Source organism: Pacificoceanicola niger, assembly GCF_048553275.1.
Lineage (GTDB): Bacteria > Pseudomonadota > Alphaproteobacteria > Rhodobacterales > Rhodobacteraceae > Pacificoceanicola.
In genome coordinates this window covers 99,355-114,750 of the sequence record NZ_JBLZMW010000008.1, presented here as the reverse complement: position 1 = coordinate 114,750, position 15,396 = coordinate 99,355, and the positions used below count along the sequence as shown (strand labels likewise).

At 62.1% G+C, this 15,396-nt stretch carries 13 protein-coding genes and 1 tRNA gene; 10 read left to right on the top strand and 4 right to left on the bottom strand.

The window, feature by feature from the left end:
• Window positions 1-150: 150 nt before the first annotated feature.
• Window positions 151-2,127 carry a methylmalonyl-CoA mutase family protein gene (locus tag ACN2XU_RS12050; protein ID WP_419410693.1) on the bottom strand — a complete coding sequence of 659 codons (1,977 nt, stop codon included), beginning with the start codon at window positions 2,125-2,127 and terminating at the stop codon, window positions 151-153.
• Window positions 2,128-2,489: 362 nt separating this feature from the next.
• On the opposite strand from ACN2XU_RS12050, the gene ACN2XU_RS12045 reads away from it, so the two are divergent.
• The 5 genes from ACN2XU_RS12045 (at window position 2,490) to ACN2XU_RS12025 (ending at window position 8,749) form a co-directional block, all read left to right on the top strand.
• Entirely contained in the window at window positions 2,490-3,848 is a 1,359-nt protein-coding gene (locus tag ACN2XU_RS12045; RefSeq protein WP_419410692.1) for a 1-acyl-sn-glycerol-3-phosphate acyltransferase, read from the top strand.
• Window positions 3,849-4,015: 167 nt separating this feature from the next.
• Window positions 4,016-5,302, top strand: a complete 1,287-nt coding sequence (ccrA, locus tag ACN2XU_RS12040; RefSeq protein WP_419410691.1) for a crotonyl-CoA carboxylase/reductase — start codon at window positions 4,016-4,018, stop codon at window positions 5,300-5,302.
• 392 nt (window positions 5,303-5,694) lie between these two features.
• Entirely contained in the window at window positions 5,695-6,384 is a 690-nt protein-coding gene (locus ACN2XU_RS12035; protein ID WP_419410690.1) for a helix-turn-helix transcriptional regulator, read from the top strand.
• 114 nt (window positions 6,385-6,498) lie between these two features.
• Window positions 6,499-7,137, top strand: a complete 639-nt coding sequence (locus ACN2XU_RS12030; protein WP_419410689.1) for an acyl-homoserine-lactone synthase — start codon at window positions 6,499-6,501, stop codon at window positions 7,135-7,137.
• Between the two features lie 70 nt (window positions 7,138-7,207).
• The gene (locus ACN2XU_RS12025; RefSeq protein WP_419410688.1) at window positions 7,208-8,749 is read left to right on the top strand and encodes an ATP-dependent DNA helicase; all 1,542 of its coding nucleotides are present in this window, start codon (window positions 7,208-7,210) and stop codon (window positions 8,747-8,749) included.
• A gap of 129 nt (window positions 8,750-8,878) precedes the next feature.
• Here ACN2XU_RS12025 and hisD read toward each other — a convergent pair whose 3' ends face one another.
• A complete protein-coding gene (hisD, locus tag ACN2XU_RS12020; RefSeq protein WP_419410687.1) occupies window positions 8,879-10,180 on the bottom strand; it encodes a histidinol dehydrogenase in 1,302 nt (433 codons plus the stop codon).
• Between the two features lie 39 nt (window positions 10,181-10,219).
• Window positions 10,220-10,423 carry a DUF6324 family protein gene (locus ACN2XU_RS12015; RefSeq protein ID WP_419410686.1) on the bottom strand — a complete coding sequence of 68 codons (204 nt, stop codon included), beginning with the start codon at window positions 10,421-10,423 and terminating at the stop codon, window positions 10,220-10,222.
• An 81-nt stretch (window positions 10,424-10,504) separates the two neighbouring features.
• On the opposite strand from ACN2XU_RS12015, the gene ACN2XU_RS12010 reads away from it, so the two are divergent.
• From ACN2XU_RS12010 to ACN2XU_RS12000, 3 genes are all read left to right on the top strand, one after another.
• Entirely contained in the window at window positions 10,505-10,984 is a 480-nt protein-coding gene (locus ACN2XU_RS12010) for a GNAT family N-acetyltransferase (protein ID WP_419410685.1), read from the top strand.
• A 75-nt stretch (window positions 10,985-11,059) separates the two neighbouring features.
• Window positions 11,060-11,136, top strand: a tRNA-His gene (locus ACN2XU_RS12005).
• A 104-nt stretch (window positions 11,137-11,240) separates the two neighbouring features.
• Window positions 11,241-12,170: an SMP-30/gluconolactonase/LRE family protein gene (locus ACN2XU_RS12000; protein ID WP_419410684.1), complete on the top strand. Its 930-nt coding sequence runs from the start codon at window positions 11,241-11,243 to the stop codon at window positions 12,168-12,170.
• A gap of 32 nt (window positions 12,171-12,202) precedes the next feature.
• On the opposite strand, the gene ACN2XU_RS11995 is transcribed toward ACN2XU_RS12000, so the two are convergent.
• Window positions 12,203-13,213: an NADP-dependent oxidoreductase gene (locus tag ACN2XU_RS11995; RefSeq protein WP_419410683.1), complete on the bottom strand. Its 1,011-nt coding sequence runs from the start codon at window positions 13,211-13,213 to the stop codon at window positions 12,203-12,205.
• Between the two features lie 99 nt (window positions 13,214-13,312).
• Here ACN2XU_RS11995 and ACN2XU_RS11990 point away from each other — a divergent pair, with 99 nt between their 5' ends.
• Window positions 13,313-14,947, top strand: a complete 1,635-nt coding sequence (locus tag ACN2XU_RS11990; protein WP_419410682.1) for a long-chain fatty acid--CoA ligase — start codon at window positions 13,313-13,315, stop codon at window positions 14,945-14,947.
• On the top strand, window positions 14,937-15,377 hold the full coding sequence (locus tag ACN2XU_RS11985) for a MaoC family dehydratase (RefSeq protein WP_419410681.1): 441 nt from the start codon (window positions 14,937-14,939) through the stop codon (window positions 15,375-15,377). Before ACN2XU_RS11990 ends, ACN2XU_RS11985 begins: the two co-directional genes overlap by 11 nt.
• The last annotated feature ends 19 nt before the right edge of the window (window positions 15,378-15,396 follow it).

Here is a 15,396-nt window from a genome sequence, read left to right as displayed (position 1 = left end):
CAAATAAAAACTACAGGAGAATTAACAAGGTACGTTTTGTGTCAAAAGGTTAATGAGTCTTGAGAGGCCGCGTAATTTGACGCTGATTAGCAAAAAGCCGCTCACCAATTAAGGGAGCGGCTTTCAATGGCATCAGTTCACGGTTGCGAATTACTGTGCGGCCACGGCTTTCGGATCAGCAAGAGTGACCACGTCGCGCATGATGGCATTCAATTCGAAGTCTTTCGGCGTGTATACCTTCGCCACGCCCATGGCCAGCAGACGCCGCGCGTCCTCCTCCGGAATAATTCCGCCGACAACAACCGGGATATCGAGACTCTCCGCGCGCAGGCGTTTCATCACGTCCTCCAGCAGCGGAATATGACTGCCGGACAGGATCGACAGGCCGATCACATGGGCGCCCTCCTTGGCCGCCTCCACGATCTGCTCCGGGGTCAGGCGGATGCCTTCATAGTCGATCTCCATGCCGCAATCCCGCGCGCGGAAGGCGATTTGCTCGGCGCCGTTGGAATGCCCGTCCAGACCGGGCTTGCCGACAAGGAAGCGCAACCGGCGGCCAAGCCGGTCCGACACGGCGTTGACCATGTCGCGCAGCTCATCGAGCCCTTCGGTCTTGTTCGACATGGCCTTGGACACGCCCGTGGGCCCACGATATTCGCCATGCACGCTGCGCATTTCCCCGGCCCATTCCCCGGTCGTCACCCCCGCCCTGGCGCAGGCAATGGAGGCGGGCATGATGTTCTCTTTCGTCCGGGCCGCCTCGCGCAGCGCCGACAGCGCGCTGCGCACCGCGGCCTCGTCGCGCTCGTTGCGCCAGGCGTTCAGCCGCGCCACCTGCTCCTGCTCAACCGCCGGGTCGACGACCATGATCCCGCCGTCTTCCCCGACCAGCGGCGACGGCTCGCCCTCGGTCCAGCGGTTCACGCCGACGACAACCGTTTCATTGCGTTCGATCCGGTTCAGCCGCTCCGCATTCGAATCCACGAGGCGGCCCTTCATATAGTCAATCGCCCCGATTGCGCCGCTCATGCTGTCGATATTGGCCAATTCCGCGCGCGCCCCCGCTTTCAGCGCCTCGACCTTGCGATCCACCGCCGGGTTATTTTCGAACAGATCGTCGTATTCCAGCAGGTCCGTCTCATAGGCCAGGATCTGCTGCATCCGCATTGACCATTGCTGATCCCAGGGACGGGGCAGACCGAGCGCTTCATTCCAGGCCGGCAATTGCACCGCTCGCGCCCGGGCTTTCTTCGACAGGGTCACGGCCAGCATTTCGATCAGGATGCGATAGACATTGTTCTCCGGCTGCTGTTCGGTCAGGCCAAGCGAATTGACCTGCACACCATAGCGAAACCGCCGGAACCTGGCATCCTGCACGCCATAGCGCTGCAGCAGGATCTCATCCCACAGATCGACGAAGGCGCGCATCTTGCACATTTCGGTCACGAACCGAATGCCTGCATTCACAAAGAAGGAAATCCGGCCGCACAGCGCGGGGAAATCCTCCTCCGCCACGCGCGGCTTCAATTCGTCCAGAACCGCAATGGCCGTGGCCAGCGCAAAGGAAAGCTCCTGCTCCGGCGTCGCGCCCGCTTCCTGCAGGTGGTAGGAACACACGTTCATCGGGTTCCATTTCGGCACGGTGTGATAGCAGTATTCCGCCACGTCTCCGATCATCTTCAGACTCGGTTTCGGCGGGCAGATATAAGTTCCGCGCGACAGGTATTCCTTGATCAGGTCATTCTGCACCGTGCCTTGCAATTTCGACACATCCGCACCCTGCTCCTCGGCCACGGCAATATAAAGGGACAGCAGCCAGGGCGCGGTCGCATTGATCGTCATCGAGGTGTTCATCTGTTCCAGCGGAATGTCCTGAAACAGCGTGCGCATATCGCCGAGGTGACAGACCGGAACACCGACTTTGCCAACCTCGCCGCGGCTCAGGATATGGTCGCTGTCATAGCCCGTCTGCGTCGGCAGATCGAAGGCCACGGAGAGGCCGGTCTGCCCCTTTGACAAATTCGCGCGATAGAGCGCATTGGATTTCTCGGCGGTCGAATGCCCGGCATAGGTGCGGATCAGCCACGGCTTGTCCTTGGGGGTCTCGGCGGGTTTGGGTTCGGTCATCGGGGCCTCCGTAAGGCAGGGATATCACGGCAATCATATTGCGTTCAGTGGTTGTTATACGAAAGATTATGACCCTGTCAATTCGCCGCGTCGCAGCGATCAACACAGGATACCGCAGTTGCAGCATTTTCGGGAGCGGTGAAGCCATGGCCAAGAGGGCAGGGCCGAATTTTGTACCAAACCGGGCGAATTTTGTACCGAATCCGCAGCGCGCGATGGGGTAACCCTGTGGCTTGCGCCGTGACGCAACGAAATTACCGGGAAAACCGGGGAAGCGGGTGGAGTTTGGTACGATTCGCGCGGAGTTTTGTACAAAACGTGGCTCTTGCCTGCCGTTGCCTGCCCTGCGAGGCTCCTTAACCATGACGCAAACGGTGACGCTCCCGCTCTGGCTTTTCGCTCTCATTCTGCTCTTTGCGGGGGTAACCTTTGCGTCGCACTTTCTCTTCCCGTCTGTTCGTTGGTTTTTCCGCCGCCGGATGGAGCGCGCCGTGGCGCGGATCAACACCCGCCTGCAGCGGCCGATCCAGCCGTTCAAATTGCTCCGGCGCTACGATTTGATCCAGAGGTTGTGCTATGATCCGGAGGTGACACAAGCCATTGTGGCTTACGCGCGGGCCCACGGTGTCCGCGAGGACGTCGCCTTCGAGCGCGCGCGGCGCTATGCGCGGGAAATCGTGCCGTCGTTTTCCGCTCTTGCCTACTTTGGCTGGGGGGTGCGCGGCGCACGGTTCCTCTCCACGGCGCTCTACCGGGTGCGCCTTGGACATGCCGATCCCGAAGCGCTCGCCGGAATCGATCATGAAGCGGCAGTAATTTTCGTTATGAATCATCGCTCTAACATGGATTACGTCCTGGTGACCCACCTCGCCGCCGACCGGACAACGCTGTCCTATGCGGTGGGGGAGTGGGCGCAGGTCTGGCCGCTGTCGCGGCTGATCCGTTCCATGGGGGCCTACTTCATCCGCCGCCGCTCCCGCGACGCGCTCTACCGCAAGGTCTTGCGGCGCTATGTGCAGATGGCCACAAGCGGTGGTGTCACGCAGGCCATCTTCCCTGAAGGCGGGCTCAGCCTTGACGGTGCCCTTCGCACGCCCAAGCTGGGCCTTCTGAGCTATATTCTCGAAGATCTGGACCTTCAGGCACGGGACGTCGTCTTTGTTCCTGTGGCGTTGAACTATGATCGGATCCTGGAAGACACTGTTCTGATTCAAAAGGATAAATCGGGATCAGATCGCTTTGGCGCCTCGATCGGCGTGGTGGCCTGGGCGGTGCTGAGGCAGATCTGGCTGCGGCTCACTGGCCGCTTTCATCGTTTCGGCTATGCCGCTGTCAGTTTCGGCACCCCGCTCTCACTCCGCGCCAATCCGGAAATTTCCGATGATCCGGAAGCACTTAGCAGTCTATTGATGGCGCAGATCGCGACCATCGTGCCGGTGCTTCCGGTGCCGCTGGTCAGTCATCTTCTGTTGATCGGCCCTCACAGCCGCGCGGAGTTGGAGATCGCTTTTGGCAAGGCTCTGAAAACATTGGAACATAGCCATGTTCATCTGCCGCGCGGCAACCGCGATTACGCCGTTGAAACCGGCCTGCGCGCGCTGCTCGAACGCGGCATCGCCATTGAAAAGGCGGGCACCTTCCACCTCGTTCCCGAAAAGGCCGAGATCGCAAAATTCTACGCAAATTCAATCAAACATCTTCTGCAAGCCAAGGAGACTTGAGGATTTATGCGAGCGCAGCAGAAATTCTGCGACTGCTCGGTTATAAAATTACAAAAAGCAACTTCTTTACGTTGCAATGTTGCGCGACCCCGCGTATTCAAGGCCTCAGGCCACGATTCTGCGCTGCAGAGGCAAAAGGTTAACAAACGGATACACAGGAGGCCGCCATGGCACTTGATCTGCAAACGGGGATCGCCCAATACGACGCGCCGGAAAAAGAGCTCTATGAAGTTGGCGAGATGCCGCCTTTGGGCTTTGTTCCCAAGAAGATGTACGCTTGGAACATCCGCCGCGAACGCCACGGCGATCCGGATACATCGTTCCAGCAGGAAGTCGTCGACACCTGGGAGATCGACAGTCACGAAGTGCTGGTTCTCGTGATGGCCGCAGGCGTCAACTATAACGGTGTCTGGGCCGGCAAAGGCGTTCCGATCAGCCCCTTTGACGTGCATGGCCAAGAGTACCACATCGCCGGCTCCGACGCCTCCGGGATCGTCTGGAAAGTGGGCGACAAGGTGAAGACTTGGAAGGTCGGCGACGAGGTTGTTATCCATTGTAATCAAGACGATGGCGACGATGAAGAGTGCAATGGCGGCGATCCGATGTTCTCGCCCACCCAGCGCATCTGGGGCTATGAGACCGGCGACGGATCCTTTGCCCAGTTCACCCGCGTGCAGGCGCAGCAGCTCATGCCACGCCCCAAGCATCTGACCTGGGAAGAGGCGGCGTGCTACACGTTGACGCTGGCCACTGCCTACCGCATGCTCTTCGGGCACCACCCGCATGAGCTCAAGCCCGGCCAGAACGTTCTGGTCTGGGGCGCCTCGGGCGGCCTCGGCTCTTATGCCATCCAGCTTGCCAACACGGCCGGGGCCAACGCCATCGGCGTGATCTCCGACGAATCAAAGCGTCAGTTCGTGATGGACCAGGGCGCCAAGGGCGTCATCAATCGCAAGGATTTCAACTGCTGGGGTCAGCTGCCTACGGTCAACACGCCGGAATACAACGACTGGCTCAAGGAAGCCCGCAAGTTCGGCAAGGCAATCTGGGATATCACCGGCAAGGGCGTCAGCGTCGACATGGTCTTCGAGCACCCCGGCGAAGCCACGTTCCCGGTTTCGACATTGGTCGTGAAAAAGGGCGGTATCGTCGTGATTTGCGCGGGCACCTCGGGGTTCAATTGCACGTTTGACGTGCGCTACATGTGGATGCACCAGAAGCGCTTGCAGGGCTCGCATTTCGCCAACCTCAAGCAAGCCGCCTCCGCGAACCGGCTGATGATCGACCGTCGCCTCGATCCGTGCATGTCCGAGGTGTTTCCATGGGCTGAAATCCCGGACGCCCACATGAAGATGCTGCGCAATGAGCACAAGCCCGGCAACATGGCCGTGCTGGTTCAATCGCCCCGCGCCGGGCTGCGCACGTTCGAGGATGCGCTGGAAGCGGGCAAGTAAACCGATTCCCTTTTTGTCCCAACGCCCGCGAATCGCCTGCCCGGCCTTCGCGGGCGTTTTGCGTTTTGGGGCGTCCTCGGGAAAACAATGACTTGAAAACCGCCCCCTCGCAGTTTTTGGGGAGGAGTTTTTCGCGAATACTAACGGAAACGACCTCATGCTAGAGTTGTTTTAACGCTTCATTAACCACCTGAAAGTGAGACTCTCCATGGGACATGATTGGATACTCGACGTTCTGACCGACCTTGAAACATTCGCACGTGCGAACGGGCTTCCTACGCTCGCCACACAGCTGGATGAAGCGCATTTGATTGCGCAGGCCGAGTTGGCGTCCCGGGTTGAGGGGACAAAAGGTGGTATTTGCGGAAACCGTACCGCAGTTGGAAAAACTGATGGAGAATTTAGAGTCCGCGGGCTCTCTTGATGATCTGCAAGGGGTCATTGAGACCCTGCGCGATGCTTTCGGTGTGGATCATCTGATCTATCACTGGGTCAACAGTAATGGGGATCAATATGGCTGTGGCACCTATGACATGGTCTGGGTCGAACGGTACATCGCCAATGGCTATCTGCGCATCGATCCGGTCATCGTCGGCTGCTATCAGCAGTTCCATCCTGTGGACTGGAAGCAACTGGACTGGTCAAGCAAGGCGGCGCGGGCATTCATGCAGGATGCCATCGTCCATGGGGTTGGAAACCAAGGCTATTCCATCCCGATCCGGGGGCCGAACGGGCAATTCGCCCATTTCACCCTCAGCCACAACTGCAGCGACGAAGAATGGGAGGTATTTACCAAGAAACACCGCCGTGACCTGATCCTGATCGCGCATTCGTTCAATCAAAAGGCGCTGGAATTCGAGCCAGGGCGCAAGCCCGAAGCGTCCCAGCCCCTGTCCCCCCGCGAGATCGAGGCCATGACCCTGCTGGCCAGCGGATACAATCGGGCGCAAGCGGCGGATTCCCTGTCGATTTCCGAGCATACACTCCGCGTTTATGTCGAAAGCGCGCGTCACAAACTTGGCGCGATGAACACCACCCACGCAGTGGCCCGCGCGCTGAGCCGGGGCTTGATCGTTGTATAATTGTTAAGCTGGGTAAAGACCTGCTTACCAAGCCGTGCGCCGTGGTGAAACGTCGTTAACCACGGCGACGCAAATTCTCCTCATCGACGATCTTTCGTTCAGGGGAAAAAGACAATGATCCGTTACGTTTATGCCGAAGACCTCCACAAGTTTCCGCGCCTGGCCCGTACCATGTTTCAGGACCGCGCGGCGCAGTTCAAATCCCGTCACGACTGGGATGTCAGCGTCGATGAGGACGGTCTGGAGCGCGATGAGTACGACCATCAGAACCCGCTCTACATCATCTGGCAAAACGCCGATGGCACGCACGGCGGCTCTTTGCGGTTGATGCCGACGATGGGGCCGACCATGGTCAACGATCATTTTACGCATCTGACCGATGGCGTGACGATCCAATCGCCGCTGATCTGGGAATGCACCCGCTTCTGCCTTGCGCCGGGCGCCCGCGCCGGTGTGGCCGCAGCGCTGATGCTGGCCGGCGGTCATGTTATGGAGGAGTTCGGCGTCGAGCACTTCGTCGGCGTGATTTTTGCCCATATGGTTCGCGTGTTCCGCCGCATCGGTTCGTGCCCCGAAGTTCTTGGCACCGTCGGCGAAGGCCGTGAGGCGATCAGCGTCGGTCTGTGGGAGTTCACTGACGAGACACAGCGCGCCGTGGCCAAGAGCGCCGGAATTTCGATCGACCTGTCCAAGCGCTGGTTCGAGCTGTCCTTTGGCACCCCGATGCGCACCGAGGAACTCGCCGCCGCCTGACGCCAAATCCCGGGCCGGATCCGGGGTGCTTTTGCTGGCGCCCGTCCGGCCCCGAGGGTAATGTGCGCCCATGAACGCGCCAGCCCTTATTCTCTCCGACGATCAGGCCCATGCTTATGACCAGGTGACCACGCTTTTGCGCGGCGCCGGGGTGGATTTGGTCGAAGGAACATGCCAGCCGGCACAGGAAGGTCGTCAGCGCGTGATGGCTCTGATGGGAAAGGCGGGCAGCGGCAAGACGCTGCTTCTGGCAGAATTGGTCAAGGCGCTTGAGGCCACGGGCGTCGAGATCGTGTCCGGCGATTTCGAAAGCAAACGCCGCAAGGAGCGCCGCACGCTCGCTGTCCTCGCGCCCACCAACAAGGCCGCCAGCGTTCTGCGCATGCGCGGCGTTCCGGCCACGACAATTCACCGTATCATTTACACGCCGGTCTATGACCCGGAATACGAAAAGCTTGCCGAATGGCTCATGGGGAACGGAGAAAAGCCGGATCTCGAAGAGCTGACAGACGAGGCCTTCGCCCGGGCGCAGGCGAGCTTCGAGGCGCATAAATCCGTGCCTGCGGCCCTGGCGGCGGCCGGGCTTCGGGGCAGCGATTTCATCACCGGGTGGAAACGCCGTGATGAGCCTCTGGACATTGGCTTCGTCGATGAGGCGTCGATGTTGGATGACCGGCAATTTGATGATCTCAAAGAGATTTTCCCCAATCTTGTGCTGTTTGGGGATCCCGCGCAGCTGGCACCTGTGAACCAGTCCGGAAAACTGGTTTTCGACACGATCCCCGACAAGCAAAAGCTCGAACTCAGCCGAATCCACCGGCAGGCGGCGGACAATCCGATTCTCGACCTGGCCCATGCGCTGGCCGACCCACAGCTTGGTTTCGAGGACTTCGAGCGGCTGGTGGAAGAGAAGGCCGCACAGGATGAGCGCGTGGTCTGGGCGGGCCGCGTCGAGGTCGATCTGATGGCCCGCAGCCCGGTGCTGGTATGGCGCAATGCCACGCGCATTCGGCTGATCAAGGCGTTCCGCAATGTGCATGGCGCGCCGGAGACTGAGCTTCTGCCTGGTGAGCCGCTGATCTGCGACGGGATCGAGCTGCCACTGAAGCATCGCAAGAAGCGTCTGGATCTGGAGGCGCGCGGCCTGATCAAAGGGGCGCAAGTCATCTACCTTGGGCCGGGCCGCAAACCGGGATTTTCCAAGCTGCACGTGATGGGCGCGATCGAACCGCAGGTCTCGGCGGCCTCAATCGTCAAGATCGAAAAGCCGGACGAGGAAGAGCCGTTCATCCCTTACGCGGCGCGCATGGGCGCGACCTTTCTGCACGGAGCGGCCGTCACCATCCACAAGGCGCAGGGCTCGCAATGGGATGCGGTACAGGTCTTTGCACCGGACCTCTACGCCGCTGCCCGCATGAACCGGACAGAGGCGGGGCAGCCGCTGTGGAAGCGACTCGCCTATGTGGCGATCACCCGGGCGCAATCGCGGCTGCTCTGGGTGGTGCGCAACCGTCTGTCGCGACCCACGGGCGGGCTGCGGATCGACGATCTCGGCGGCACACCCGCGCCACTGGCACTGGAGATGGAACAGGACGGGCCGCCGATGCTCTGAGATCAGGTGCCGGCGGCATCTGTCTTCACTGGTCGAAAAATATCCCGGGGTAGCCCCGTCAGGGGCGTGGTGGCAGTGCCCCCGCAGCCGCGCCTGAAAGGCGTGGCTTCCGGCCTGCGCGGCGACGCGTCAGCGGTTCAGCTTGTCGAGGCGCGCAGTCACGCTCAGCCCATGAGCCTCAAGGCTTTCCGAGCGGGCCAGCACTTCGGCGCCTGGGCCAATGGCCTTGAGCGCTTCGGGCGACATGCGCGCCATGGTCGTGCGTTTGATGAAATCCATCACCGAAAGCCCCGAGCTGAACCGTGCGGAGCGCGCCGTGGGCAGGACGTGGTTGGGGCCGCCGACATAATCGCCGATCGCCTCCGGCGTCCATTGCCCGAGAAAGATCGCCCCCGCGTGCGTGCACTGCGCGGCAAGGGCCTCCGGGTCGGCGACGCAAAGCTCAAGGTGTTCCGGGGCTATGCGGTTCGAAAGCGTCGCCGCCTCGCCGAGATCGCGCACGGTGATCACCGCGCCAAAATCGCGCCAGCTTGCGCCCGCGATGGCGCGCCGCTCCAGCGTCTGAAGCCGCGCCTCGACCGCCTCGGCCACGGCCTGGCCAAAGGCGGCATCGGTGCAGATCAGCAGCGACTGCGCGCTTTCGTCATGTTCCGCCTGGCTCATCAGGTCAAGCGCGATCCAGTCGGGATCGTTGTCCGCATCGGCAATCACGAGGATCTCTGACGGGCCGGCGATCATGTCGATGCCGACCTTGCCGAACACGCGGCGCTTCGCGGCGGCAACGAAGGCATTGCCGGGTCCGGTGATCTTGTCGACCGGCGCGATGGTTTGTGTGCCATATGCGAGCGCGGCAATCGCCTGCGCCCCGCCGATGCGGTAGATTTCATCGACACCCGCAATCCGCGCCGCCAGCAGCACGGCTGGATTCGCCAAACCATCGGGGGTCGGCACGGTGATGGCCAGCCGCTCGACGCCGGCAACCTTGGCGGGAATCGCATTCATCAGCACCGAAGACGGGTAGGAGGCCAGCCCGCCGGGCACGTAGAGCCCCGCCGCCGACACCGCAGTCCAGCGCCAGCCAAGGGTCGCCCCCTCCGGGTCGGTCCAGGAGGCATCGTCGGGCATCTGGCGGCTGTGATAGGCGCGGATGCGTTCGGCGGCCTGTTCCAGCGCGCGGCGTTCGTCGTCGGGAACCTGCGCACACAGGTCCTCGATTTCGCTTTCCGAGAACCGCATGCCGCCCGCGTCCAGCTCAAGGCGGTCGAACTTTGCGGTCAGTTCCAGCACCGCTGCGTCCCCGCGCGCGCGCACATCGGCAATGATACCGGCGACGGTGTCATCCACGTCCGGGCTGTCTTCGCGCTTGGCATTCAGCAACGTGGTAAAGGCGCTCTCGAAATCATCCTGCTGGCTGTCCAGAAAGACCGGCATTGCTCTGTCCTTATCGCAATTTGGAAGGGCGGCGGGCGCTCAGCGCCCCTTCTTGGGCGGCTTGACCTTGCGGGCCCCTTTGACGGCGGCGAGGATTTCCTCGGCGATTTCCTCGGCTTCCTCGGGTTCGAAATCCATCGGAATTTCCAGCCCGTCGCCATAGATGAACAGGCGCACCATGCCCAGTTCGGTCGGCCCGATCTGCAGGTTCGCTTCGATGTCGCGTTCGTCGTTGATGCCCATGGGATGGTCCGCCTTGTTTTGCCATGGACAGGTAGCGGCAGAGGGCTTGCTTTGCAAGGCAGGCCGGGCGCAACATGGCGCATGACCATCACCCTCAAACACCTCGGCCCTGGCGACATCGACTGGCTTGTCGAGCAGCATGGCACCCATTACGCAAAAGCCGAAGGCTTCGACGACAGCTTCGGCGCGCTGGTGGCGGACATCCTGCACGACTTCGACGCGCGCCATGATCCCACCTGCGAGCGCGGTTTTATCGCGTGGGAGGGCGCGCAACGCCTTGGCAGCATCTTTTGCGTGCGCATCGACGCGGAAACCGCCAAGCTGCGCCTGTTTCTGCTCGTGCCCGAAGCGCGGGGCAAAGGCCTGGGAAAACACCTGCTGAAGGCCTGCATGACCTTCGCGCGCCAGGCCGGGTATCGCCGCATGCAGCTGTCCACGCATGAAAGCCACCGCGCCGCCTGTGCGCTCTATGCCTCCACGGGTTGGACCATGACACGTGCCACCCCCGTGCACAGCTTTGGCGTGGACCTTGTAGAGCAGGCTTGGGAAATCGAACTGTAGCTGTTAGAATTTTGCTCTCGAACGTCGGGATTCGGTCTTGCATTCGTTTTTTGCAGATTGTATCCCGCCGCCAGTGCCGCCTTAGCTCAGTAGGTTAGAGCGCCTGATTGTGGATCAGGAGGTCCCCCGTTCGAGCCGGGGAGGTGGTACCACTCCCCCCTTTCCGGAACACCAGAACAGACCGCGTTTGGGGCTGTTATCCGCAGCGCGGGCGCTGCTATTCTCTGCGCCGAACACGAATGCAGGGAGGCCCCCGATGTGGCAACAATCCGAAAGCTACCCGGATCCGAGGATCGAGATCCTCGATGAGCGGTTCCGGCCGCTGCTTGTCACTCACGCCGCCGTCGAGCGCCTCCACACGGGCATGCGCTGGGCCGAGGGGCCGGTGTGGTTTGGTGATTTGCGCTGCCTTCTGGTCAGTGACATTCCGAACAGCCAGATCCTCAAGATCGAGGAAGAGACCGGCGCGGTCTCCGTCTTCCGCCGCGGGCCGTTCACCAATGGCAACACGCGCGACCGTCAGGGACGGCTGATTTCCTGTGAACACGGGCCGCGCCGTGTGACGCGCACGGAGATCGACGGCACCGTGACGGTGCTGGCCGACAGCTACGAGGGCAAGCGCCTGAACGCGCCGAATGATGTGGTGGTCAAGTCCGATGGCTCCGTCTGGTTTACCGATCCGACCTTTGGCATTCGCGACTACTATGAGGGCTACAAAGCCGCGCCGGAATTGCCCACCAATGTCTACCGCATTGATCCGTCCGGCGAAATCACCGCAGTGATCGAAGACATCGACCACCCCAACGGGCTGGCTTTTTCGCCGGATGAAGACAGGCTCTATGTGGTGCAATCCGGTATGCCGCGTTGCATCCACGCCTTCGACGTCGGCGCCGATGGCCAAAGCCTGTCCAACGCCCGCCGCCTGATCGAAGCGGGCGAGGCGGGAACGCCGGACGGCTTTCGCCTCGACACCGAGGGCAATCTGTGGTGCGGCTGGGGCGTGGGTGCGGGGCTGAACGGCGTGCGCGTGTTCGCCCCGGATGCCACGCCGATCGGCATGATCCATCTGCCGGAGCGCTGCGCCAATGTCTGTTTCGGCGGCACCCATCGCACACGGCTGTTCATGGCGGCGAGCCAGTCGGTCTATGCCCTGCACGTCCGGGCACAGGGGGTGCCCTACGCCTGAGGGCGTCCCGCCTGGCCGGACCTGAACTTGCCTCAGACCTTGATGATCGTTTTGCCGGTGTTGCCGCCCTTGAGCATCGCAATGAAGGTTTCCGGGCCCTTGTCCAACCCGTCGGTGATGTCTTCGAGATAGGCAATCTCGCCCCCGGCGACCTTCGGCGTCATTTCGTCAAGGAAGTCCGGGAAGGCATCCCAATGGTCGAAGATGATGAAGCCGTTGACCGACAAACGCTTGGTCAGGATCGAGCGCCAGACCTGCGGCAGCTTGTCTGACGCGCCGCCGCCATACCACGCGATGGTGCCGCAGACCGGCACGCGCCCGCCGATATTCATCAGCGGCATCACCGCCTCCAGCACCTTGCCGCCGACGTTCTCCCAGTAGATGTCCACACCATCGGGGCAGACCTCGGCCAGCGCCTTGCGCAGGCTGGCGGCGTCGCCGTGTGCGCGGTGGTCAATCGCCGCGTCAAAGCCGAATTTATCGAGCGCCAGCTTGCATTTCTCGTCGCCCCCGGCGATGGCGACCGTGCGCAGACCCTGCGCCTTGGCCAGTTGCCCGACCATCGCGCCCACCGGGCCGGTGGCTGCCGCGATCACCAGGGTCTCGCCGGCCTTCGGGCGACCGTATTCGCGCAGCGCCTGCCAGGCGGTAAAACCCGGCATCCCCAGCACTCCGAGCGCGGTGGTGGCTGGCACGCGGCTGTCGAGTTTGCGCAACTCCCCGCCCCTCAGCACCGCGTGGCTGGCCCAGCCGGTCATGCCGGTGACGCTGTCGCCCTCGGCAAACCCCTCCGCCCGGGACGCCAACACAACACCGACCCCTTGCGCGATCATCGTCTCGCCAATGCTCAGGGAGGCGGCATAGCTGCCCGCATCGTCCATACGCCCGCGCATGTAGGGATCCAGCGAATGATGCGTGACCTGCACAAGCACCTCGCCCGCCGCAGGCTCCGGCACCGGGCCGCGTTCAAGCAAAAAATCGTCCGGCACCGGCTGGCCTTCGGGCCTGCGGGCCAGCGCAATGCGGCGCATCTGGTCGGTCATCGTATTCTCCCGTAACGTCATTTCGCACTCGGGGCTTGCACCCCGTGCGGTCTGTCGCTCACTGTAGGCTCGAAACAGCAGACGGCAAGGGAGGGCCCGATGCACGGTATGATGATGAATATGCCGCTCTCGATCATCGAGATCCTGCGGTACGCGGCAGAGGCACACCCGGGCGGAGAGATTGTTTCGGTCCGCACCGAGGGCGACCTGCACCGCGAAAGCTACCAAGAGGCGTTCAAGCGCACGGCGCAGCTGGCGCATGGGCTGGCCGGGCTCGGGGTTGGCCTTGGTGATCGCGTCGCCACGCTGGCGTGGAACGGGTATCGCCACTTCGAGCTGTATTACGCCATCAGTGGCATGGGCGGGGTGTGCCACACGATCAACCCGCGTCTGAGCGCCGAGCAGATGCTCTATATCATCGGCCATGCCGAGGATAAGGTGCTCTGCCTCGACCTGACCTTCCTGCCGATCATCGAAGCGCTGGCCGAACATCTGCCCAAGGGGCTGAAGCTGGTGGTGATGACCGATCGCGCGCACATGCCGGAAAGCGCGCTTGATCTGTTCTGCTATGAGGATCTGCTGGACGGCCAGCCGCAGACCTACGACTGGCCCGACCTGCCGGAGGAGACCGCTGCGGCGCTGTGTTATACCTCCGGGACGACGGGCAACCCGAAGGGCGCGCTTTATACCCATCGCTCCACCGTCCTGCATGCACTGTTTCTGTGCGTGACGCTGCCGCGCAGCCTGTATGAAGGCAGCCGCATCCTGCCCGTCGTGCCGATGTTCCACGTCAATTCATGGGGGCTGCCCTATGCCGCGCCGATCGCGGGGGCCTCGCTCATCATGCCGGGCGGTAAGCTGGACGGCGCTTCGATCTATGATCTGATGGAGAGCGAATCCGTCACCGCCAGCTGGGGTGTGCCGACCGTATGGCTTGGCCTGCGGGCCGAGATGGAAAAGCGCGATGCCGTGCCGTCCGCGCTCGATCAGCTGGTGATCGGCGGCAGTGCCGCGCCGCGCTCGATGATCGAGTTCTTCGAAAGGCGCGACGTGGATGTCTGCCACGCCTGGGGCATGACCGAAATGAGTCCCGTGGGCACCCACGGCCAGCTTTCCAAACCGATGCAGGACGAGCCGTTCGAGACGCGCATGGCGCTCAAATCCAAGCAGGGGCGGCGCGTCTTTGGTGTCGAGCTGAAAATCGTCGGCGAAGATGGCACGACCCTGCCGCACGATGGCAAGGCGGTGGGCGAGCTGTTCGTGCGCGGAAACAGTATCATTTCGGGCTACTTCAACAACGAAGAGGCCAGCGCGAGCGCCTTTGACAAGGACGGCTGGTTCGGCACCGGCGACGTGGCGAGCATCGACGCTCACGGCTTTCTCTATATCCAGGACCGCGCCAAGGACCTGATCAAATCGGGCGGCGAGTGGATTTCCTCAATCGACCTGGAAAACATCGCCATGGCACACCCCAAGGTCGCCGCCTGCGCGGTCATCGCGATTCCGCATCCCAAATGGGACGAACGGCCGCTGTTGGTGGTGGTCCCGCGCGAGGCGAATGACCCACCGGCGCTGCCCGAGATCCATGAGATGATGCTGGAACACATGGCGAAATGGCAGTTGCCGGATGCCATGGAATGTGTCGAGGATCTTCCCCTGACCGCCACCGGCAAGGTCTCCAAGCTCACGCTGCGCAAGCGGTTCGACGGATACGTCCTGCCCGATGCTGGCTGACGATCTGCGGGGCAAGGCTCCGGTCACGACCGATTGGTTCACGCTGGGGCCGGAGCGGGTTCAGGCCTTTGCCGACGCCACCGAGGATTGGCAATTCATCCATCTGGATGAGGCCCGCGCTGCCGCGGAAACCCCCTTCGGCGGGGCCATTGCCCATGGGTTTCTGACGCTGTCAATGCTCTCTGCCATGTCCTATCAGGTGGTGGATGCCCTTCCGGGGGTAGCCAGCAGCGTGAACTACGGCTTCGATCGCATCCGCTTTGTCAGCCCCGTGCGCGTCGGCAGCCGCATTCGCGGCCTCTTCACGGTGGCCTCGGTGGATGAACGCGACGGCGCGCTGGATGTGCATTGGGACGTCGAAGTGCAGATCGAAGGGGCAGAGCGTCCGGCGCTTGCCGCCAACTGGATCACCCGGTTTTTTCTCGAATAATCCGCAATGGGCAGGAGGG